Source organism: Miniimonas arenae, from assembly GCF_006351005.1.
In the GTDB taxonomy this organism is placed as follows: Bacteria; Actinomycetota; Actinomycetes; order Actinomycetales; family Beutenbergiaceae; genus Miniimonas; species Miniimonas arenae.
Genome location: NZ_VENP01000006.1, coordinates 63,439 through 85,118 on the forward strand (window position 1 = coordinate 63,439; position 21,680 = coordinate 85,118).

The window sequence follows — 21,680 nt, forward strand, 5'->3', positions numbered from 1 at the left end:
CCTGCCGCCCGGGACAGCCCCGGTCGCCCGGGCCGCGTCGGCAGTCCGGCAGCCCGGGCAGCCGGGCGGCTGGCACGCCCGGCCCCCGGGAGGCCCCCACGGCGCCGACCTAGACTCGACTCATGGCGGGATTCTGGGGACGCTCGCGTCGGGCCGAGGAGAAGGCGCAGCAGGACGAGCAGGACCGGGTCCTCGCGGACCGCGCCGCCTCGGCGCTCGTCTCCGCGGACGAACGCCTCCGCCTCACCCGGGACGAGCTCGCGTTCGCCACGGCCGAGCTCGGTGAGGCCGCGACCCGCGACCTCGCCGCGGCGCTCGCATCCGTGAGCCACCACCTCGACGAGGCGTTCCGGCTGCACCAGCTCAACGTCGACGACATCCCCGACACCCCGCAGGAGCAGCGCGAGCGCAACGCGCGCATCGTGCAGCTCGCGGAGTGGGCGACCGGCCTCGTCGAGGAGCGCACCGCCGCGCTGGCCGACCAGGTCGCCCGGGTGCGCGAGGCCCCCGAGGTCGCGGACCGGATCCGCGACCAGGCCGCGGCGATCCGCACTCGGCTGCCGCAGGCTCACGAGACGCTGACCCGCCTCGCCGAGCGCTACTCCCCCGAGGCGCTGCGCCAGGTCGCGGGCAACGCGACCGAGGCCGAGCAGCTGCTCGGGTTCGCCGAGCAGGGCATCGACGTCGCGGCCCGACGGCGCGACGCGGGTCAGGCGTCGCAGGCGACGCTCGCCCTCGAGGCCGCGACCGAGAGCGTGCGCCGCAGCGCGGTGCTGCTGGACGCCGTCGAGAGCTTCGAGCTCGAGGCGCTGCGCGCGCAGGCGGCGCTCTCCGCCGTCGTCGCCGACTCGCGCGACGACCTCGTCGCCGTGCGTGACGTGCCCGCGACGCCTGAGGTCGCGGCCGCCGCGGGCGAGCTGCAGGAGGCGCTGGCCGCGCTCCCCGGTCCCGGTGCGCCGTCGGACCCGTTCACCGACCTCACGCGGCTGCGCGCGGCGAACTCGGCGCTCGACGCGGCCGTCGCGAGGGCGGCCGAGCGCGCCGCGCGTCCGGTGCCCTCGGCCGCCCAGGTGCGGCACGCGGAGGACGACGCCGAGCGGCAGCTCGCGGTCGCGCGCGACGTGATCGCCGGTCACCGCGGCTACATCGGGGCGGATGCGCGCACGCGCCTCGCGGAGGCCGAGCGCGCCCTCACGGAGCTCCGCCGCAGCCCCTCGGACGAGGAGTCCCGCGAGCAGGACCTCGCGCTCGCGCGCCGTGCCGCGGACCTCGCGGGGCAGGCGCTCGCGCTCGCGCAGCGCGACATCGACGCGGGCCGGGACTCCCTGCCCGGCGGGGCGGGGCGCTGGGACTCCCCCCGGCGGGGCGGCGGGCTCGGCGGGTTCGGCGGGCCGATGGGCGGACGCGGCAGCAACGACATGGGTGGGTTGATCGGCGGCGTCCTCGGCGGGATGGTGCTCGGCGAGGTCCTCGAGGACTTCTTCGACTGACCCCACGCGTCGGGCGCACGCACGCGGCACGCCACGCCCGGAGACGCCGGTCACGGCGGAGACAGACCTCGATGACCTCGGAGGGTTCACCGGGCCTCGGCGCGCCGGCTCCGCGCTCCGAGCCACCGGACGACGTCCGCGCGCACGAGCCTGCGTCACGTCCGGATCGCGGTCGACGGGCAGGAGCGGGAGACGCCCGACGGCGCGCCGCCTCGTACGCTGAACGCGATGCGCTGCCACTACTTCGAGGCCGGCCGGTGCCGCTCGTGCACCGAGCTCGCCGTGCCGTACCCGCAGCAGCTCGACGCGAAGGTGCGCGCCGTCCAGGACCTCGTGCGCGCGCCGGGGCTGACCTGGCTCGATCCCGTCCCGAGCCGCGAGCGCCGCTTCCGCAACAAGGCCAAGATGGTGGTCGGCGGCACCGTCGCGCATCCGCTGCTCGGCATCCAGGCACCGTTCGCGGGCGCCGGCGTGGTCAACGACCTGCGGCACTGCCCCCTGCACGAGGAGGCCGTCGAGGCCGCGCTGCCGATCCTGGCCGACTTCGTCCGCACGGCCGCGCTCACCCCGTACGACGTGCCCACCCGGCGCGGGGAGCTCAAGCACGTGCTGGTCACCGCCAGCCCCGACGGCGAGCTCATGGTCCGCCTCGTCCTGCGCTCACGCGAGGCGGAGGCCCGGGTGCGCAAGCACCTGCCCGGGCTCCTCGCCGCGCTGCCGTCGCTCGCCGTCGTGAGCCTCAACATCCTGCCGGCGCACGCCGCGGTGCTCGAGGGTGCGCAGGAGATCGTCCTGCACGGCGACACGCTCACGATGCGCGTCAACGACCTGCCGCTGCACCTGCGGCCGCGCTCCTTCTTCCAGACCAACACCGAGGTCGCGGCCGCGCTGTACCGGGCGGCGACGTCGTGGCTCACCGAGCGCGCTCCCGCCACGCTGTGGGACCTGTACTGCGGCGTGGGCGGCTTCGCGCTGCACGCCGCGCGTGCGCTGCCCAGGCTCGCCGTCGAAGGCGTCGAGGTCTCGGCCGAGGCGATCGCGAGCGCCACCCGGACCGCGCAGGAGCTCGACCTCGCGTCCGCGCGGTTCGTCGCGGGCGATGCCACGACCCTCGTGCCGGCCACGGGCCCGGTGCCCGACGTCGTCGTGGTGAACCCGCCGCGACGCGGCATCGGACCGGACCTCGCGGCGTGGCTGGAGCAGTCGGGGGTCGGCACGGTCCTGTACTCCTCGTGCAACGCGCGTAGCCTCGCCGCCGACCTCGCGGCGATGCCGTCGTTGCGACCGGTGCGCGCGCAGGTGCTCGACATGTTCCCGCAGACGGCGCACTACGAGGTGCTCACGCTGCTGGAGCGCTGACGTCGCGGTGATGCGGCGCCGACGCCGCGCCGATGTGGCGCCGACGCCGCGCCGACCGATGAACCCGTGTCGGTGCGCCGGTCTACCGTCACGTCATCCCGATCCCGGGACCACACGAAGGAGCGCACCGTGGCCACCAACATCAACCCCTACCTGCACTTCCGCGGCCAGGCGCGGGAGGCGATGACCTTCTACGCCGACCTCCTGGGTGGCGAGCTCACCTCCTCCACCCTCGGGGAGTTCGGGATGGGCGGCGAGGACGCCGACAAGCTCATGCACGCCCAGATCACCGTCGACGGTCGCGCCGTCCTCATGGGTGCCGACACCCCGTCGTTCATGGCGCAGCCCGAGGGCACGTCGGTGGACGTCTCCCTGTTCGGGGGGCCGGAGGACGCCGAGGCGATGCGCGAGCAGTGGAACCGGCTCGCCGAGGGCGCCACGATCCAGCAGCCGCTCGAGAAGGCGCCCTGGGGCGACGAGTACGGCTCGCTCGTGGACCGGTTCGGGGTGACGTGGATGCTCAACATCGGGGGCGGTGGCGACGGGCAGTAGCACTCGCCCGCGGCGGGGCTGAACTACGGTCGTGCGGTGACCGTCCTCAGCCCCGCCCACCCGCTCGCCCTGCCCCCGGGCACGAGCCCCGAGGCGACGTACGAGGCGTTCGAGGCCTACGCGGCCGCCCGCGGGCTGACGCCCTACCCGCACCAGGAGGAGGCCGCGCTCGCGATCGTCGCGGGCGAGCACGTCGTGCTCGCGACGCCGACGGGCAGCGGCAAGAGCCTGGTCGCCGTCGTCGCGCACGCGGCGGCCCTCGCCCGCGGCGCACGCACGTACTACACGGCCCCGGTCAAGGCCCTCGTGAGCGAGAAGTTCTTCGACCTCGCGGCCGCGTTCGGCGCCGCGAACGTCGGGATGATCACCGGTGACGTCGCGATCAACCCGGACGCGCCGATCCTGTGCTGCACGGCCGAGATCCTCGCGGCCCAGACGCTGCGCGGCCAGCTGGGCGCCACGCCGTCGAGCACCGAGAACGACGCCGACCTCGTGGTCGTCGCCGACGAGTTCCACTTCTACGCCGACCCGCAGCGCGGCTCGGCGTGGCAGATCCCGCTCCTGGACCTGCCCGGGGCGCAGTTCGTGCTGCTCTCGGCGACGCTCGGGGAGATGACCGACATCGTGGCGGACCTGACCCGCCGCACCGGCCGCGGCGCCCAGGTCATCGCGCACACCGAGCGACCCGTGCCGCTCACGTTCCGCTACTCCCTCGAGCCGCTCACCGAGGTCATCGAGGAGCTGCTCGGCACCCGGCGCGACCCGGTGTACGTCGTCCACTTCACGCAGGCCGCGGCGCTCGAGCGGGCCCAGGCGCTCACGTCGATCCAGGTCACCACGAAGGAGCAGCGCGCCGCGATCGCGCAGGCGCTGGCCGGCGAGCGGTTCGCCGGCGGCTTCGGCAGCACGCTCTCGCGGCTGCTGCGGCTCGGCATCGGCGTGCACCACGCGGGCATGCTGCCGCGCTACCGGCGCCTCGTGGAACGCCTCGTCCAGGCCGGTCACCTGCGCGTCGTGTGCGGCACCGACACGCTCGGCGTCGGGGTGAACATGCCCATCCGGACCGTGGTGTTCACCGGCCTGACGAAGTTCGACGGCGTGCGCCAGCGCCACCTCACGGCGCGGGAGTTCCACCAGATCTCCGGCCGCGCGGGCCGGGCCGGCTTCGACACCGTGGGCGACGTCGTCGTGCAGGCGCCCGACCACGTCATCGAGAACGCCCGGGCGCTGGCCAAGGCGGGCGACGACGAGCGCAAGCGCCGCAAGATCGTGCGCAAGAAGGCGCCCGAGGGGCAGGTCAACTGGACGGACAAGACGTTCGAGCGGCTTCGCGACGCCGAGCCCGAGCCACTGACCAGCCAGCTGGCGGTCACGCACGCGATGGTGCTCGGCGTGCTCGAGCGCCCGGGCGACCCGGTCGCGCGCGCCTGGCGCCTGCTCACCGACAACCACGAGCCGCACCGCGCGGCCAACCCCCTCGTGCGGCGCGCGGTGGGCATCTACCGGTCGCTGCACACCGCGGGCCTCGTCGCGCACACCCCGCGCAGCCGGGTCGCGCCCGGTGAACCGACGGTGCGCCTGGTCGCCGAGGTCCCGGACGAGTTCGCCCTCAACTCCCCGCTCTCCCCGTTCGCCCTCGCGGCCCTGGACCTGCTGGACCCCGACGCCGAGCCGTTCGCGCGGGCGCTCGACGTCGTGTCGGTGGTCGAGGCGACGACGCCGGGACCGCGGCCGGTCCTCATGGCGCAGCAGCACGCCGCACGCGGCGAGGCGGTCGCCGCGATGAAGTCCGAGGGGCTGGAGTACGAAGAGCGGATGGAGCTGCTCGAGGACGTCACCTACCCCCAGCCGCTCGCCGAGCTGCTCGGCGCGGCCTGGACGCCGTACGTGCGCGCGAACCCGTGGGCCGCGGAGCAGGAGCTGGAGCCCAAGTCCGTCGTCCGCGAGATGGTCGAGACCGGGATGACGTTCTCGGAGCTCGTCTCGCGGTACGGCGTCCAGCGCTCGGAGGGCGTGGTGCTGCGCTACCTCACGGACGTCTACCGCAGCCTGCGCCAGGTGGTGCCGGAGGCGTGGCGCACGAGCGAGGTCGACGACGTCGTGACCTGGCTCGGCGAGGTCGTGCGGCAGGTGGACTCCTCGCTGCTGGACGAGTGGGAGGCGCTCGCCGGTGCGTCCGCGGACGCGGCCGACGGCCTCACGGACGAGGAGGTCGAGCGCGCCGAGCGCCGGTTCGGTGACTCCGAGACCCCGCCGCCCTTCTCCGCGAACGAGCGCGCGGTCCGCGTCGCGGCCCGCGGGGCGGCCTTCCGCCGGGTCGAGCTTCTCGCGCGCGAGGACTACGCGGCCCTCGGCGCGCTGGACGGCGCGGCGGGCTGGGACGCGCAGCGCTGGCGCGACCAGCTCGAGCCGTACTGGGCCGAGTACGACCACCTCGCGACCGACGGCGCCGCCCGGTCCGCAGCACTCGTGCTGCTGGAGGACTCCGGCCGCGTGCGGCGGCTCGAGCAGATCCTCGACGACCCCTCGGGCGACCGCGACTGGCGCCTCGTGCTCGAGGTGGACCTCGACGCGAGTGACGCGGCCGGGGAGCTCGTCGTCCGACCGGTCAGTCTGGGTCCGTGGCAGGCCTGAGGCGAGCGACGGCGGGCCGACCGGCCGGCCGCACCGCCCGGCCCGCGGGCCCAGCGAGCCGCCGGTCCGACTTCCGAGGGAGAATGAGGCCGTGCTGACGAACGACCCGGGGTGGTACCCCGACCCCCAGGGCGAGCGCCAGGTCCGGTTCTGGGACGGCGAGGCGTGGACGGAGTACGTCCAGCCGCTCGCCCCGGTCGCGGTGCGTACGCACGGCTCCGACACCGCGGTCGAGGACTACCCCTACCTCGCCGACGCCGATCTGCGGGCGAGCCACGAGCCGCGCATCGTCTCGACGTGGGAGCCCGAGGCGATCGCGATCCCCGGGCGAGCCCGCCCGCGCCGGCGCCGATCCGCGCTCGGCTGGTGGATCGCCGGCGGTGCGGTCACCGTCCTCGTCATCGTCGTCGCGCTGATCGCGGCCCTGGTGAACCAGGGCCCGGCGGTCGACCCCGCCGCCGGCCCCTCCGCCGGGTCCTCGCCCGGGGTGGCCGCCGGCCAGGCCTCGCCGGGCTCGCCCGCGACGGTGTCGGTCCCCGACGGCGGGTCCGCCCTCGTGGCGATCGAGGTTCCCGAGGCGGGCTCGTACCTCCTCACCGCGGCGGCGGCCGAGGACGTCGCCGCCGAGCTGAGCCTCGACGGCACCGTGCTGTGGTCGGGTGACGACCGCGGCAACGACCTCGCCGGCATCATCGGCGGCTCCTGGTCCGACCCGGCCGGGTTCGTACAGCTCGAGGCCGGCACCTACACCCTCACCGTCACCGAGCACGACGGCGTGGCGACCTCCGCGGAGGTGACGATCTACGCCGTCGAGGCCGTCGACGTCGCCGTCGGGCAGACCACCGACGTGACGATCCCCGCGGGCGGATACTCGGTGCTGCGGCTGACCGGTGACGCCGAGCAGCGCCTCGCGGTCGACGTGCGCGCCTCGGTCGACTGGGAGGACGCGCGGCTCACGTACTTCCCGAGCGGGCGCGCCACGCTCGCGGACGACCGGGGTCCGCAGGCCGCGACCGAGAAGGGTGGCACCGAGTACGACCCCTATCTCGAGGCGACCTTCCCGGCCGGCTCGTCGTTCCTCGTGCTGGACGAGTACGACCAGAACGAGATCACGGTGTCCGTCGCGGTGACACCCGTCTAGCGCCGCTGCGCCGACGTCGCTGACGTCCGGCGCCGCCGTGGCTCCCGTGGCCCGGGAGTCAGCCCTTCGCGGCGCGCGCCGCCGCCTTGGCCGCCTGCTTCGTCGCCCGCACCTGCAGGAGCGAGTCGGCGTCGGTGACGTCGGCGATGGACCGCCGCGAGCCCTCCTCGCCGTACGCCCCGGCAGTCTCGCGCCACCCGGCGGGAGTCACGCCGCGCTGCTTGCCGAGCAGAGCGAGGAAGATCCGCGCCTTCTGGTCGCCGAACCCCGCAAGTGCCTTGAGCCGCGAGAGAACGGTCGCGGCGTCCGGGGTGGCGCCGTCGGCGTCGGTCCAGATCGCGGTGACGTCGCCGTCGTAGCGGTGCACGACGGCGCGCGCCACCTCCTGCACCCGGCCCGCCATCGAGCCGGGGTAGCGGTGCACGGCGGGCGGCGTGCGGCACAGCTCCGCGAACGCCTCAGGATCGGCGGCCGCGATCGCCTCCGGGGCGATCGAACCGAGCCGCTGCTCGATCTTGGCAGGACCGGCGAAGGCGGTCTCCATCGCGACCTGCTGGTCCAGGAGCATGCCGATGAGCAGGGCGAACGGGTCGCGCTCGAGGAGCGCGTCGGCCTCGGGGTCGCCGGTGAGCCAGAGCGGGCGCGTCATGGCACCCGATTCAACCACTCGGGGGTGGCGAACTTCGTGGCGACCAGGCGCTCGGCCTCGGCGCGCTCGGCCGCGGTGATCTCGCCGGGGACGGTGGCGTACCGCGAGGCGAACGTGGCCGCGAAGGAGTCGATGATCTCCGCGCGCGGCAGGCCCGTCTGGCTGCGCAGCGGGTCCACGCGCTTGTTCGCGCTGCGGGTGCCCTTGTCCGAGAGCTTCTCGCGCCCGATGCGCAGGACGTCGAGCATCGCGTCGGCGTCGATGTCGTAGGACATCGTGACGTGGTGGAGCACCGCGCCGGAGGCGTACCGCTTCTGCGCGGCGCCGGCGATCTTGCCCGCCGGAGAGGTGATGTCGTTGAGCGGGACGTACGTCGCCTGGATGCCGAGGTCGCGCAGCGCGGCCAGCACCCAGTCGTCGAGGAACGCGTAGGACTGCTCGAAGCTCAGGCCCTCGACGAGCGAGGCCGGCACGTAGAGCGAGTAGGTGATCGTGTTGCCGGGCTGGATGAACATCGCGCCGCCGCCGGAGACGCGCCGGGTGACCGTGACGTCCTGGCGAGCCACGCCGTCGGGGTCCACCTCGTTGCGCATCGACTGGAAGGACCCGATGACGACGACGTTGCGCTCCCACTCCCAGAACCGCAGCGTCGGGCCGCGCGTCCCGGCGCCCACCGCCTGCGCGAGCACCTCGTCCAGGGCCATCTGCATGAACGGGAGCTCGGCCTCACCGCAGATGACCTCGAACGTGTGGTCGTGCCAGCTCGTGGCGTGGCCGAGGGCGCGACGAACCGCGATCGCGACGGCCTCGGGGCTGAACCCCACCATGACGGTGTCGTCGCCGACGGCGCGCGCCACCACCTGGGCCATCGCCTGGACCGGGGTGCTCGCCGGCAGGCCGGTGAGCGCGCGGTTGATGTCGAGGATCGCGTCGTCGGGCTCGAGGAAGAAGTCGCCCGAGACGACGACGTCCGCGAGAACCGCGTCGTCCCCCTCCCCCGATGTCGTCAGGTCGACGACGACGAGCTTGCCTCCGGGCACCTTGTACTCACCATGCACGTGGTCATTATCCCCGACCCCCTCAGCCCTCCCGCAGGGGTGGTTCTCGTGGCACCGCGGGCCGCCGCTCGTGCGGGCTGAGAGCAACATCGCACGACGCGCACCTCGCGGCGCGTTGCCGATCGGCTCCCCGTCCACCACGCTGGGGCCATGGCATGGTTCCCGTGGCGTCGCAAGAAGGACGAGGCTCAGGCACAGCCCGAGCCCGTCGAGAAGGCAGTACTTCCGGTGCCCGAGCCGGAGCCGGAGCTTGCACCGGAACCGGAACCCGAGCCGGAACCCGAGCCCGAGCCCGAGCCGGAACCCGAGCCCGAGCCGGAACCCGAGCCCGAGCCCGAGCCGGAACCCGAGCCCGAGCCGCGGCCCGAGCCCGAACCCGAACCCGAGCCCGAGCCGCAGCCCGAGCCAGAACCCGAGCCGCAGCCGCAGCCGGAACCCGAGCCGCAGCCCGAGCCCGAACTCGACATAGCCCCGTGGCCGGAGCCGCAGCCCGGTGAGAGCCCGCTCGAGCAGGACTTCGAGCCGGAGCCCGTGCGGGAGCAGGACCTCGAGCCCCCACGCGAACCACGCGACCTGGTCCCGTCGGCCGACGGCGCCCCGACCCCGGTCGCGGCGTGGAACCCCAGCCTCAGTGGGGTCGGCGGCGTCGTCGTGCGGATCGAGCAGGTCGCGCTGTCGCACGCCCCGGTCGCCGACGACCTGCGGACCGCGGTGCAGCAGGGACTCGAGCTCGCCGTCGGGCCCGACTCCCCCGCACCCGCCGACGCGCCGCAGGACCACCCCGTCGTGCTGCACGTGACGATCGTCGAGGACCTCGTGGACGACGACGTGGAGCAGGCCATCGTCGCGATGCGCAAGCAGCTGAGCCGGAAGGCCGCCCGCGTGCGCCTCGTCGTCGACCAGGTGCCGCGCGACGAGCTGTAGCCCGTCAGCCGCGCGGGCAGCAGCCGCGCGGGCAGAAGCCGGGCCGGCAGCGCCGGTGCCGGCCGGCCCAGCCGCGCCTCAGCGCGGCTCGACCCCGGCCTGGACGAGCCCGAAGACGAGCGCGTCCACGAGCGCCTCGTACGCCGCCTCGAGGATGTTGGGCCCCACGCCGACGGTGCTCCACACGCTCGCGCCGTCGGAGGTCTGGATGAGCACGCGCGTCACGGCGTCGGTGCCGTGCGAGGTGTCGAGCAGGCGGACGCGGAAGTCGACGAGCTCGAACGAGGCGATCTCCGGGTAGGTCCCCAGGAGCGCCTCGCGCAGCGCGTGGTCGAGCGCGTTGACGGGACCGTTTCCCTCGCCGGTCTGCACGACCCGAGCACCGCCGGCGTGCAGCTTGACGGTGGCCTCGCACTCGCCGTCGCCCCCGATCCGCTCGGAGTACAGCACCGACGCGCGCCAGCTCTCCACCCGGAAGTACGCCGGCCGGTGACCGTCGAGCTCCTCCTGCAGGAGCAGTGCGAACGAGGCGTCGGCCGCGTCGAACGTGTACCCGTTCGCCTCGGCGTTCTTGACCCGGTCGACGACCTTGGTGAGCACCTCGGGCCGGCCCGTGAGGTCGATCCCGAGCTCGCGCCCCTTGAGCTCGATCGACGCGCGGCCCGCCATGTCCGACACGAGCATCCGCATGTCGTTGCCCACGAGGGTGGGGTCGATGTGCTGGTAGAGGTCGGGGTCCACGCGGATCGCGCTGGCGTGCAGCCCGGCCTTGTGCGCGAACGCGCTCGCGCCGATGTACGGCTGCCGCCCGAACGGCGGGATGTTCGTGACCTCGCTGACCGAGTGCGCGATCCGCGTCACCTCGGTGAGCGCGCCGGGAACGAGGCACCGCGCCCCGAGCTTGAGCTCGAGGTTGGCGACGACGGCGAGCAGGTCCGCGTTGCCGGTCCGCTCGCCGTAGCCGTTCACGGTGCCCTGCACGTGCCGCGCCCCGGCCTGGACGGCTGCGACCGAGTTCGCGACGGCGCACCCGGTGTCGTTGTGCGCGTGGATCCCCAGGCGCCCCGAGGTGCGGGTGCGCACCTCGGCGACGACCGCGTGCACCCAGTCCGGCAGCATCCCGCCGTTGGTGTCGCACAGCACGACGTCGCTCGCTCCGGCGGTGAACGCGGCCTCGACGGCCCGCAGCGCGTAGTCGGGGTCGAACCGGTAGCCGTCGAAGAAGTGCTCCGCATCGACGATGACGCGGCGGCCCTCGCCGGTGAGGTAGCGCACGGTGTCGGCGATCATCGCGAGGTTCTCCTCGCCGTCGGTGCGCAGCGCGCGCTCGACGTGCCGGATGTCGCTCTTCGCGACCAGCGTCACGATCGACGCCTCGGAGTCCAGCAGGGCGCGCACCTGCACGTCGTCGTGCGCGCGAGCGCCCGCCTTGCGGGTCGAGCCGAAGGCGGCCAGCTCGGCGTGGCGCAGGTCCAGCTCCTTGGCCGCGAGCGCGAAGAACTCGGTGTCCTTGGGAATCGCTCCGGGCCAGCCGCCCTCGATCACCGCCACTCCGAGCTCGTCCAGCAGCGGTGCGATGAGCATCTTGTCCGCCACCGTGAGGTTCATGCCCTCCTGCTGCGCGCCGTCGCGCAGGGTGGTGTCGTAGATCTCGACGGTCTCGCCGTCGAGGGTCGGCGTCGTCATGACGTGCCTCTCGAGTGATGCCTGGGGCGAGGTCGCTGCCGGCTCGTGACCGGAGGCCCATGACCTCACCGGGGGTTCCCGTCCGCCGTGCCCGGAGTGTGGGTTCCCCCGGACACACAAAAGCCTCCCGGGGTACGGGAGGCGGCGCGTCCGGGTGGGCCGGACGCGCTAGGTAATAAGCAGGGCGGGGTGTGCCACGGCAACAGTGTGCCACACCCGTCCGTGCGCGCCGAGCGCACACCCGCGCCCGACGGCGCCAGTTCGTGCGCCGTCCCGCGCCCACGATCGGCGACGACGGCGGCCTCGTGCCCGACCCCGACGGTCGCGAGATCCGGGTGTGGACGCGCGTGGACGCGCGGCTCGTGTTCGAGGAGATGTGGCTGCGGTTCGCGGCCCTCGACGAGTGGGCGTCCGCGGCCGGGTAGGGCTTTCGGGGCCCGTCGGCGCGTCACGGCTCGTCCCGCCTCACCCGCCCCCCTCCGCTCGTCCCGCCTCACCCGCCCCCCTCCGCTCGTCCGTCCCACCCGCTCCACCCGCCCACCCCTTCGGTCGCCGAGAACGGCCCGTGGCGACGAGAACGGCCCGCAGCGGACCGTTCTCGTCGCAGTGGGCCGTTCTCGATCAGCCGGCGAGCGCGCCGGCCGGCTGGACGGCCCGCAGCGGACCGTTCTCGTCGCAGAGGGCCGTTCTCGATCAACGGGCGAGCGCGCCGGCCGGCTGGACGGCCCGCAGCGGACCGTTCTCGTCGCAGTGGGCCGTTCTCGGCGAACGCGAGGCGGCGAACCACACCCGGTGGTGACGCACACGGCCCGACGGCGAGCCCGCCGGCCCCGAGGCGGCGCACCACCCGCGGTGGTGACGTCCGCGCGGGCGGTGGCTCGCCGTCGTGCGCCTGCGCGATCGGCAGGCGCACGACGGCGTGTGCCGCGTCGATCGGTCGACGCGCGGCCTCAGACGAGCCGGGTGAGCCAGCCGTGGGAGTCCTCGCGACGGCCGTACTGGATGTCCGTGAGGGTGTTGAGGACGTCGAGCGTGGTGGGCCCCGCCTCGCCGTCGCCGAGGGTGAGGTCGAAGTCGCGACCCGCGAGCCGGCCGATCGGCGTGACGACTGCCGCGGTGCCGCACGCGAACATCTCCACCACGTCGCCGGACCGGATGCCCTCGACGACCTCCGCCAGCGGGATGTCCCGCTCCTGCGTCTGCAGGCCGCGCTCGTCGAGCAGCGTGAGGATCGAGGAGCGGGTGACGCCCTCGAGGATCGAGCCGGTCAGGCGCGGCGTGCTCGCGGTGCCGTCCTTGCTCACCACGAAGACGTTCATCCCGCCGAGCTCCTCGAGGTTCTCCCCCGTGGAGTCGGTGAACAGGATCTGGTCGAAGCCGCGCTCGGCCGCACGCTGCTGGGGCAGCAGGCTCGCGGCGTAGTTGCCGCCGCACTTGGCGTCCCCCGTGCCGCCCGGGTGGGCGCGGCTGTAGTCCTCGGTCACCCAGATGGAGACCGGCTTGACGCCCTTGGCGAAGTACGGGCCCACGGGCGAGGCGATGACGAGGAAGTCGACGACGCGCGCGCTCCGCACGCCGAGGAACGCCTCGGACGCGAACATGAAGGGACGCAGGTAGAGCGAGGAGCCCGGCGTGGTGGGCACCCACTCGACGTCGGTGTGCACGAGCGTCCGGATCGCCTCGAGGAAGTCCGCCTCCGGCAGGACGGGCAGCGCGAGCCGCTCGGCGCTGCGCGCGAACCGGGCGGCGTTCGCCTCGGGTCGGAACGACCAGACGGAGCCGTCCGGGTGCGCGTACGCCTTCAGCCCCTCGAAGACCTCCTGCGCGTAGTGCAGGACGGCGGCGGCGGGGTCGAGCTGGAGCGGGCCGTAGGCCTCGACGCGCCGGTCGGACCAGCCGCCGTCGGCGGTCCACGTGGCACGCGCCATGTGGTCGGTGAACGCGGTGCCGAACGACAGCGCGGCGAGGATCTCGCCACGCTCCGTCACGGTGCGCGGGTGAGAGGAGGGCCGCACCTCGAAGGAGGTGGCGGTCAGGGTCGGGGACGGGGTCACGGAAGCCTCCACGGTTCTGATGGGGATGAACCTACGCCAGGTACCTGGCGGGAGTCGCCCGGGGGCGGCTGCGCGGCGGGGCCGCGCCGGGTCGCGCCAGGCGACTCAGCGGGCTACTCGCGCGGCCAGCGCGTCGCCGACCTGCGACGTCGTGCGCGGTGCGGACGAGCCGGCGCGCTCGGCGATGTCGGCCGCGACGGCGTCCTCGATGCGGGTGGCCTCGGCGTCCAGGCCGAGGTGGTGCAGCATGAGCGCGACCGACAGCACGGTGGCGGTGGGGTCGGCCTTCTGCTGGCCCGCGATGTCCGGCGCCGAGCCGTGCACGGGCTCGAACATCGAGGGGTACGCGCCGGTCGGGTTGATGTTCCCCGACGCGGCGAGGCCGATGCCGCCGGTCACGGCCGCGGCGAGGTCGGTGAGGATGTCGCCGAACAGGTTGTCGGTCACGATGACGTCGAACCGGGCCGGGTCGTTGACGAGGTAGATCGTGGCGGCGTCGACGTGCGCGTACGCGACCTCGACCTCGGGGAACTCCTGCGCGACCGCCTCGACCGTGCGACGCCACAGGTGGCCGGCGTGGACGAGCACGTTGTGCTTGTGCACGAGCGTGAGGTGCTTGCGGGGGCGCGCCTGGGCGCGGGCGAACGCGTCGCGCACCACGCGCTCGACGCCGTACGCCGTGTTCACGCTGACCTCGTTCGCGACCTCCGCGGGCGTGCCGACGCGGATGGCGCCGCCGTTGCCGACGTAGGGGCCCTCGGTGCCCTCGCGGACCACGACGAAGTCGATCTCGCCCGGGTTGCCCAGCGGCGTCGGCACGCCGGGGTACAGCTTGGAGGGACGCAGGTTGACGTAGTGGTCGAACGCGAACCGCAGCTTGAGGAGCAGACCGCGCTCGAGCACGCCGCTCGGGACGCCCGGGTCGCCGATCGCGCCGAGCAGGATCGCCTCGTGCTGCCCGATCGCCTCCAGGTCGGCGTCGGTGAGGGTCTCGCCGGTCTCGTGCCACCGCCTGGCGCCGAGCTCGTACGGCGTGGTGCGCACGGTCACGTCGCTCCCGGCCAGCACGGCGTCGAGCACCTTGAGGCCCTCGGCGACCACCTCCGGGCCGATCCCGTCGCCGGCGATCACAGCAAGGTCGAGCTCACGAGTCATGGCGGGGATGCTACGCCGTCATCCCAACGGGCGGACATGGCATCTCGCGATTCGGACGATCCGTTCGCGGACAGGGCGGCGTGCCTGCACCTGGCGGCCGCGTCACAGCACCGGCGTCAGCGCGAGCCCGGCGAGCACCGGAGCCAGGACCCAGCCGCCGACGCCGACCCAGAACGACGCCAGCGTGCGTCGCCAGGTCGTGACGACCCGCGGCGGCAGCAGCCAGCCGAGCGCCGGGAGGTCCTCGACGTGATCGAGCACGGACTGGGGCACCCGGACGATCTGCCACATCGCGGCGAGCCGGCCGAGGAGGCGGACCCGGCTGCCGGTGACCGTCCGGGTCAGGCGGGCGGCGGTGCCGACCGTCACCGTGGTGTGGCGCTGGAGCGACCACAGGTCCGCCACGAGCGCGCCGGGGTGCCGCACCGCTCGCGCGGTGCCGAGGGCCGAGCGGACGAACAGGGCGTGCACCGTCAGCGCACCGAGCCCGACGGCGAGCCCCACCACCATCGGCCACGTGCGCCAGGTCAGGGCGAGCCCCACGATGGCGACCGCCGGGGCCGCGGCCGCGAGCGCGACCAGGACCGCGGGGACGCGCAGCCAGTGCAGGATCGAGCCGATCCGGCTCAGGGCCTCGACGAGCTCGGCCTCCTCGGCCGGTCCGACCATCTGCTCCGTCGGGTCAGGGCCGTGCTCGGCCGCGTCGGCCGGCCGCTGGGCAGGGGCGACGTCGTCCCCGCCGCCGGAACCGGAGGCGAGCCCGTCCCAGGGCGCACGCGCCGCACCGGTGGGCTCGCCGTCGTGCCGTTCGCTCACGCGGGGTCCAGCACCTCGAACCGCTCGCACAGCACGACCATGTCCTCGTCGAACCGGTCGTCCCCCAGCACTCGGCGCCAGTAGCGCTCGTGCTCGCGACGCCAGCTCTCCAGCGAGCGGTCGTCCTCCCCCTCGGCCTCGGCGAAGGCCGGCGTCACGTCGCGGAAGGCCGTCTCGACGACGTCGGTGGTGCGCAGCAGCGCGCGCGGGTGCCCGGCGCCGTCGAGCGCGATCCACAGGTCACCGGCGGCCGGGGCCGCGTCGTCGGGGCCGAGCTCGGCCTGCGCCGTCGAGGTGGCCGTCTTCACGCCGTCGAGGACGAGCCGGAGGAGCTCGTCCGCGAGCTCGGGGGCGTCACCGAACCGGAACGCGGGCGGCGGGACCGCTGCGAGCGCGCCCGGCCCGAGCACCACCGGCAGCCGGCCGACCTTCGCCTTGGCCCGGACGGACTCCCAGTACGCCACGATCGCCTCGTCCTCACCCATCCCGCCATTCAACACGAGACGCGCGGCGGCAGTGCGCGCTGACGACGACGCGGCGCCGACCCGAAGGTCGACGCCGCGTCGTGGAACTGAGATCTCGCCGGATCGGCGAGATCGGCGGATCGCGGATCAGCGCGAGGCGGAACCCTCGACGTAGTCCGTCTCGGCGTTCTTCTGCCACGAGAACATCTTGCGCAGCTCGCGGCCGGTGGCCTCGATCGGGTGCGCCTCGCCCTTCGCCCGCAGCTCCTTGAACTCCGGCGCGCCGGCGTCCTGGTCGGCGATGAAGCGCTCGGCGAACGCGCCGGACTGGATGTCGCCCAGGACGGCCTTCATGTTCTCCTTGACCTCGGGCGAGATGACGCGCGGGCCCGAGACGTAGTCGCCGTACTCGGCGGTGTCCGAGACGCTCCAGCGCTGCTTGGCGATGCCGCCCTCGACCATGAGGTCGACGATGAGCTTGAGCTCGTGCAGCACCTCGAAGTAGGCGACCTCGGGCTGGTAGCCGGCCTCGGTCAGCACCTCGAAGCCGTACTGCACGAGCTGCGACGCGCCGCCGCACAGGACGGCCTGCTCACCGAAGAGGTCCGTCTCGGTCTCCTCGGTGAAGGAGGTGCGGATGCCGCCGGCGCGAAGGCCGCCGATCGCCTTGGCGTAGGACAGCGCGAGCGGCCACGCCTCGCCCGAGGCGTCCTGCTCGACGGCGACGATCACCGGCACGCCGCGCCCGTCGACGTACTCGCGGCGCACGAGGTGGCCCGGGCCCTTGGGGGCGACCATGACGACGTCGAGGTCTGCGGACGGCTTGATGTAGTCGAACCGGATGTTGAAGCCGTGGCCGAACACGAGCGTCGCGCCCTCGTTGAGGTTCGGCTCGATGTCCTGGGCGTACAGCGTGCGCTGCACCTGGTCCGGCGCGAGGATGACGACGACGTCGGCCTCCTTGACGGCGTCGGCGACGGGCAGCACCCGCAGGCCCTGCTCCTCCGCCTTGGCCTGGGAGGCGCTGCCGGGACGCAGGCCGACGCGGACGTCGACACCCGAGTCGCGCAGGTTCAGCGAGTGCGCGTGCCCCTGGCTGCCGTAACCGATGACGGCGACCTTCTTGCTGGCGATGACGGACAGGTCAGCGTCGTCGTCGTAGAACAGCTCAGCCACGATGGGTTTCTCCTTGCGGTGGTGATGGGTGGATCAGGCCGAGCGCGCGATGCGCTCGAGCGCTCGGTCGCTCATGGAGCGGGGGCCACGGCCGATGGCGACCGTACCCGACTGGACGATCTCGCGGACGCCGTACGGCGCGAGCGAGGTGAGGAGGGCGTCGAGCTTCTCGGTGGTCCCGGTCGCCTCGACGGTCACCGCCTCGGGCGAGACGTCGACGACGTGCGCGCGGAACAGGTCCACGACCTGCAGCACCGCGGTGCGCGTGGCGTCGTCGGCCTTGACCTTGACGAGCAGCAGCTCGCGGTGGACCGAGGTCTTCTCCTCGAGCTCGACGATCTTGATGACGTTGACGAGCTTGTTGAGCTGCTTCGTCACCTGCTCCAGGGGCAGGGCGTCGACGTCGACCACGACCGTGATGCGCGAGACGTCACCGTGCTCGGTGGGTCCCACGGCGAGGGAGTGGATGTTGAAGGCGCGGCGCGCGAACAGCGCGGCGACCCTCGTGAGGACGCCCGGCTTGTTCTCGACGAGCACGGACAGGGTGTGGCGGCTCATGTCTCTCAGTCCTCCCGGTCCCAGCTCGGGGTGATTCCCCGGGCGTACTGGATCGCGTCGTTGCTCACGCCGGCGGCGACCATCGGCCACACCATCGCGTCGCGGCTCACGGTGAAGTCGACCACGACGGGGGCGTCGTCGATCGCGTTGGCCTGCTCGATCACGGCGTCCACGTCCTCCTCGCGCTCGCACCGCAGGCCCACGCAGCCGTACGCCTCGGCGAGCTTGACGAAGTCGGGGATGCGCCGGGTCTGGTGACCGGTGTTGAGCTCGGTGTGGGAGTACCGGCCCTCGTAGAAGAGGGTCTGCCACTGCCGCACCATGCCGAGCGAGGAGTTGTTCACGATCGCGACCTTGATCGGGATGTTCTCGATCGCGCAGGTGGCGAGCTCCTGGTTGGTCATCTGGAAGCAGCCGTCGCCGTCGATCGCCCAGACGATCCGGTCCGGCTGGCCGACCTTGGCGCCCATGGCGGCCGGCACGGCGTAGCCCATCGTGCCGAGGCCCCCGGAGTTGAGCCACGACCGCGGCCGCTCGTAGGAGATGAACTGCGCGGCCCACATCTGGTGCTGACCCACCCCGGCCACGTACACGGCCTCCGGCCCGGTCAGGGCGCCGATCCGCTGGATCACGTGCTGCGGCGCGAGCAGACCGTCGGCCGTCGCCGTGTAGCCGAGGGGGTAGGTCTCGCGCAGCGCGTCCAGCTGCTTCCACCAGCCCTCGAGGTCCGGCAGGCCGTGCTGCGCGTGCTCGTTCGCCAGCTCGGCGGTGAGCTCGGTGATCACCTCGAGGATGTCGCCCACGATCGGGACGTCCGCGCGGCGGTTCTTCGAGATCTCCGCCGGGTCGATGTCGGCGTGCACCACGGTCGCCAGCGGCGCGAAGCTGGACAGCTGTCCCGTCACCCGGTCGTCGAACCGTGCGCCGAGCGCCACCACGAGGTCGGCCCGCTGGAGCGCCGCGACGGCCGGCACCGTGCCGTGCATCCCGGGCATGCCCAGGTGCTGGGGGTGGGAGTCGGGCAGCGCGCCGCGCGCCATGAGCGTGGTCACGACGGCGGCGCCCGAGAGGTCGGTCAGCGCCCGCAGCGCCTCGCTCGCGTTCCCCCGGATGACGCCGCCACCCACGTAGAGCACCGGCCGACGGCTCGTGGCGAGCAGCCTCGCGGCCTCGCGCACCTGCTTGAGGTGCGGCTTGGTCGTCGGGTGATAGCCGGGCAGGTCGAGCTCGGTGGGCCAGCGGAAGGTCGTCTGCGCCTGCTGCGCGCTCTTGGCGACGTCGACGATCACCGGGCCGGGCCGACCCGTGCTCGCGATGTGGAAGGCCTCCGCGATCCGCGCGGGGATCTCGTCCGCATCGGTGACCAGGAACGAGTGCTTGGTGACCGGCATCGTGATGCCGACGATGTCGGCCTCCTGGAACGCGTCGGTCCCGATCAGCGACGCCCCGACCTGACCCGTGATCGCCACCATCGGGATCGAGTCCATGTTGGCGTCCGCGAGGGCGGTCACGAGGTTGGTCGCTCCCGGGCCCGACGTCACGATGCACGCGCCGACCCGGCCCGTGGCGTGCGCGTAGCCCGACGCCGCGTGCCCCGCGCCCTGCTCGTGCCGGACGAGGATGTGCCGCAGCTTCGTCGAGTCGAGCAGCGGGTCGTAGGTCGGCAGGATCGCGCCGCCCGGGATGCCGAAGACGACGTCGGTGCCGGCGGCCTCGAGCGAGCGGACGATGCTCTGGGCCCCGGTCATCGGCTCCGGCGCTACCGACGCGGCCGAGGGCACCGGCCGCGGCCGGGGAGCTGGGGTACGCGCGGGTGCGGCGGGCGCGCGGCCGGCCGCGGTCCCGGGACGCTTCGCAGTCGTCGACATCTCACTCCTTGGGTTGAACACACAAAAGCCCCTCGAACCGGTGATCGGCTCCAGGGGCGGCAGGTCGGTCGGTCGACGAGTCAGCCCCTGGCGGGGACGACTACGACGAGAAGCGCGATCTGCATGGCACCACCGTACCCCAGGGTGCGAGGTATCCCAACCCGTGGAATCACGGTCTCACTCCGCGACCGCGCTTTGCCGGGCTCGGCCCGTGCCCGAGGTGGCGAGGTGCGCGCCGATCGGCCGCAGCCTCGCGGTCGGACCGCCGCAGGACGGCGGCGGCGTCCTCTCGTCACGTCCCGCCCCGTCCGTCCGACTCGTCCCCGCGCACGACGGCGAGCGGCCCCTCCGCCGTCGTCGGCGGTTCGAACCCGGCCACCAGGGCGAGGGCGGCGTCGTGCTCGACCCGCCCGTCGTCCGACCCGGCGCTCCCGCGACCGGCGAGGCGACGGGCGGCCACCTCGGCGTCCACGACGACGTACCGCACCTCCGGCGTCACCCCCATCGGCTCGAGCAGCAACCGGTACTGCGCCCGCAGCGCACGGGTCGCGAACGGCGCATCGACGACGACGTCGCGGCCCGCCCGCACGAGCTCGAGGAGTGCAGCGCGCTGCTCGCGCTCGAGCTCCTGCGCGAGGGCGGGCGAGACGGGGAACGTGCGGACACCGCGGCGCCAGGCGGCCTCGTCGGTGGACAGACGCACCCAGCCCTCCGAGACGAGGGTCCGCGCCACCGTCGACTTGCCCGCACCCGAGATCCCGCACATCAGCACGACACGTGGCACGCGGGCCACGCTATCCGTTGCTCGCCACGGGGGGACGCCAGGGCGCAGACTGCCGAGGTGGAGCGGATGAGCCGGACCCAGGCACGCCGCGTCGCGGTGCGGGCGCAGCTGCTCGACCTGCCGCGACCCGTCGACATCCTCGAGGTGGTGCGCACGGTCGGCCACCTGCAGGTCGACCTCACGGCCGCCGTCGCGCCGAGCGCCGAGCTCGTGCTCTGGTCGCGGCAAGGAGCGGAGGGCTTGGACGCGCGCACGCTGGAAGACGCCGTCGGAGACGGCTCGCTCGTCGAGATCGCCGGCATGCTGCGGCCCGTCGAGGACGTCGCGCTCTATCGCGCCGAGATGGCGGCGTGGCGCGACGGCGTTCCGCTCGAGCCGTGGCAGGCGGGGCCGCAGCGGTGGATCGCGGCGAACGACGCGGCGCGACACGACGTGCTCGAGCTGCTTCGGGCCGAGGGCCCCCTCCCCGCCCAGGCCATCCCGGACACCACCGCCGTGCCCTGGCGCTCGACGGGATGGACGAACGGGAAGAACGTCATGAAGCTCCTGGAGATCATGGCCGCGCGCGGCGAGGTCGCCGTCGCGAGCCGGGAAGGCCGCGAGCGGAACTGGGACCTCTCCTCGCGCGTGTGGGCTGACGACCCGGAACGGGCACCCGACCTCGAGACCGCTCGGGCCGAGCGCGACCGCCGCGCACTCGCCGCCCTGGGGCTTCGACGGACGACGGCGAAGCACCCCGCACCCGTCGGCGCCGTCGCCGTGGCGATCGACGGCGTGGCCGGCACCTGGTGCGTCGATCCCGAACGGTGGGAGCAGCGCGACACGTCCTTCCGGGGGCGGTGCGCGGTGCTCTCGCCGCTGGATCGACTCGTGTTCGACCGCAGGCGCCTGCTCGAGCTCTTCGAGTTCGAGTACCAGCTCGAGATGTACAAGCCGGCCGCGCAGCGTCGCTGGGGGTACTGGGCCATGCCCGTGCTCGTGGGCGACCGGATGCTCGCACGGGTGGACGCGACCGCCGAGCCTGATCGCGGGGTCCTGCGCCTCGACGCCGTCCACGGCGATGACGCGTTCGACGACGACGCCGAGCAGTCAACCCTCCGCGAGCTCGACGACCTCGCCCGCTACCTCGGGCTCGTGCTCGACGACGCGCGCTGACCCGGCGTTCGGGCATGGCGAAGCCCCCCACGCGGAGCCGTCTGGGTACGACGTAGCCCCCGCACGCCGTGGCGCCGGCGGTCCTGCTCGTCGCTCACGAAACTGTGCTCCTGTCCCGGTCACGACCGGCTCGGTACGCCCGTCGACCGGACACCTG

19 protein-coding genes are annotated in these 21,680 nt (G+C 73.7%); 8 read left to right on the top strand and 11 right to left on the bottom strand.

The window, feature by feature from the left end; all coding sequences use genetic code 11:
• The first annotated feature begins 122 nt into the window (after positions 1-122).
• From FH969_RS03150 to FH969_RS03170, 5 genes are all read left to right on the top strand, one after another.
• Positions 123-1,490, top strand: a complete 1,368-nt coding sequence (locus FH969_RS03150; RefSeq protein WP_139986043.1) for a coiled-coil domain-containing protein — start codon at positions 123-125, stop codon at positions 1,488-1,490.
• A gap of 228 nt (positions 1,491-1,718) precedes the next feature.
• On the top strand, positions 1,719-2,849 hold the full coding sequence (gene rlmC / locus FH969_RS03155) for a 23S rRNA (uracil(747)-C(5))-methyltransferase RlmC (protein WP_139986044.1): 1,131 nt from the start codon (positions 1,719-1,721) through the stop codon (positions 2,847-2,849).
• Between the two features lie 129 nt (positions 2,850-2,978).
• Entirely contained in the window at positions 2,979-3,401 is a 423-nt protein-coding gene (locus FH969_RS03160; RefSeq protein WP_139986046.1) for a VOC family protein, read from the top strand.
• Positions 3,402-3,437: 36 nt separating this feature from the next.
• Entirely contained in the window at positions 3,438-6,035 is a 2,598-nt protein-coding gene (locus tag FH969_RS03165) for a DEAD/DEAH box helicase (protein WP_139986048.1), read from the top strand.
• A 91-nt stretch (positions 6,036-6,126) separates the two neighbouring features.
• Entirely contained in the window at positions 6,127-7,176 is a 1,050-nt protein-coding gene (locus FH969_RS03170) for a DUF2510 domain-containing protein (RefSeq protein ID WP_180359641.1), read from the top strand.
• A 58-nt stretch (positions 7,177-7,234) separates the two neighbouring features.
• On the opposite strand, the gene FH969_RS03175 is transcribed toward FH969_RS03170, so the two are convergent.
• Entirely contained in the window at positions 7,235-7,825 is a 591-nt protein-coding gene (locus FH969_RS03175; protein WP_139986051.1) for an HhH-GPD-type base excision DNA repair protein, read from the bottom strand.
• Positions 7,822-8,883 (bottom strand): lipoate-protein ligase LplAB, encoded by a 1,062-nt coding sequence (lplAB, locus tag FH969_RS03180; protein ID WP_139986053.1) that lies wholly within the window; start codon positions 8,881-8,883, stop codon positions 7,822-7,824. Before lplAB ends, FH969_RS03175 begins: the two co-directional genes overlap by 4 nt.
• A 150-nt stretch (positions 8,884-9,033) precedes the next feature.
• Here lplAB and FH969_RS15420 point away from each other — a divergent pair, with 150 nt between their 5' ends.
• Positions 9,034-9,807, top strand: coding sequence for a hypothetical protein (locus FH969_RS15420; RefSeq protein ID WP_218975248.1), 774 nt, complete (start codon positions 9,034-9,036; stop codon positions 9,805-9,807).
• Positions 9,808-9,885: 78 nt separating this feature from the next.
• Here FH969_RS15420 and cimA read toward each other — a convergent pair whose 3' ends face one another.
• Positions 9,886-11,493, bottom strand: coding sequence for a citramalate synthase (cimA, locus tag FH969_RS03190; RefSeq protein ID WP_139986055.1), 1,608 nt, complete (start codon positions 11,491-11,493; stop codon positions 9,886-9,888).
• Positions 11,494-11,756: 263 nt separating this feature from the next.
• Between cimA and FH969_RS15105 the strand changes: the two genes are divergently transcribed.
• The gene (locus FH969_RS15105; RefSeq protein ID WP_180359642.1) at positions 11,757-11,918 is read left to right on the top strand and encodes a hypothetical protein; all 162 of its coding nucleotides are present in this window, start codon (positions 11,757-11,759) and stop codon (positions 11,916-11,918) included.
• 525 nt (positions 11,919-12,443) lie between these two features.
• Here FH969_RS15105 and FH969_RS03195 read toward each other — a convergent pair.
• From FH969_RS03195 to FH969_RS03230, 8 genes are all read right to left on the bottom strand, one after another.
• Positions 12,444-13,547 (bottom strand): branched-chain amino acid aminotransferase, encoded by a 1,104-nt coding sequence (locus FH969_RS03195; protein WP_139986056.1) that lies wholly within the window; start codon positions 13,545-13,547, stop codon positions 12,444-12,446.
• Positions 13,548-13,652: 105 nt separating this feature from the next.
• Positions 13,653-14,702: a 3-isopropylmalate dehydrogenase gene (locus FH969_RS03200; protein WP_139986058.1), complete on the bottom strand. Its 1,050-nt coding sequence runs from the start codon at positions 14,700-14,702 to the stop codon at positions 13,653-13,655.
• 102 nt (positions 14,703-14,804) lie between these two features.
• The gene (locus FH969_RS03205; RefSeq protein ID WP_139986060.1) at positions 14,805-15,518 is read right to left on the bottom strand and encodes a hypothetical protein; all 714 of its coding nucleotides are present in this window, start codon (positions 15,516-15,518) and stop codon (positions 14,805-14,807) included.
• The gene (locus FH969_RS03210; protein WP_139986062.1) at positions 15,515-16,003 is read right to left on the bottom strand and encodes an ASCH domain-containing protein; all 489 of its coding nucleotides are present in this window, start codon (positions 16,001-16,003) and stop codon (positions 15,515-15,517) included. The genes FH969_RS03205 and FH969_RS03210 overlap by 4 nt, the downstream gene beginning before the upstream one ends.
• A 126-nt stretch (positions 16,004-16,129) precedes the next feature.
• On the bottom strand, positions 16,130-17,158 hold the full coding sequence (gene ilvC, locus FH969_RS03215; protein ID WP_108717850.1) for a ketol-acid reductoisomerase: 1,029 nt from the start codon (positions 17,156-17,158) through the stop codon (positions 16,130-16,132).
• Between the two features lie 33 nt (positions 17,159-17,191).
• Positions 17,192-17,716, bottom strand: a complete 525-nt coding sequence (gene ilvN, locus FH969_RS03220) for an acetolactate synthase small subunit (RefSeq protein WP_108717851.1) — start codon at positions 17,714-17,716, stop codon at positions 17,192-17,194.
• A gap of 5 nt (positions 17,717-17,721) precedes the next feature.
• Complete coding sequence (locus FH969_RS03225; protein ID WP_139986064.1) at positions 17,722-19,584, bottom strand: acetolactate synthase large subunit; 1,863 nt, start codon at positions 19,582-19,584, stop codon at positions 17,722-17,724.
• Positions 19,585-19,876: 292 nt separating this feature from the next.
• Positions 19,877-20,368, bottom strand: a complete 492-nt coding sequence (locus tag FH969_RS03230) for a P-loop nucleotide/nucleoside kinase family protein (RefSeq protein WP_139986066.1) — start codon at positions 20,366-20,368, stop codon at positions 19,877-19,879.
• A 66-nt stretch (positions 20,369-20,434) separates the two neighbouring features.
• Between FH969_RS03230 and FH969_RS03235 the strand changes: the two genes are divergently transcribed.
• Positions 20,435-21,523 carry a winged helix DNA-binding domain-containing protein gene (locus FH969_RS03235; protein ID WP_180359643.1) on the top strand — a complete coding sequence of 363 codons (1,089 nt, stop codon included), beginning with the start codon at positions 20,435-20,437 and terminating at the stop codon, positions 21,521-21,523.
• Positions 21,524-21,680: the final 157 nt, after the last annotated feature.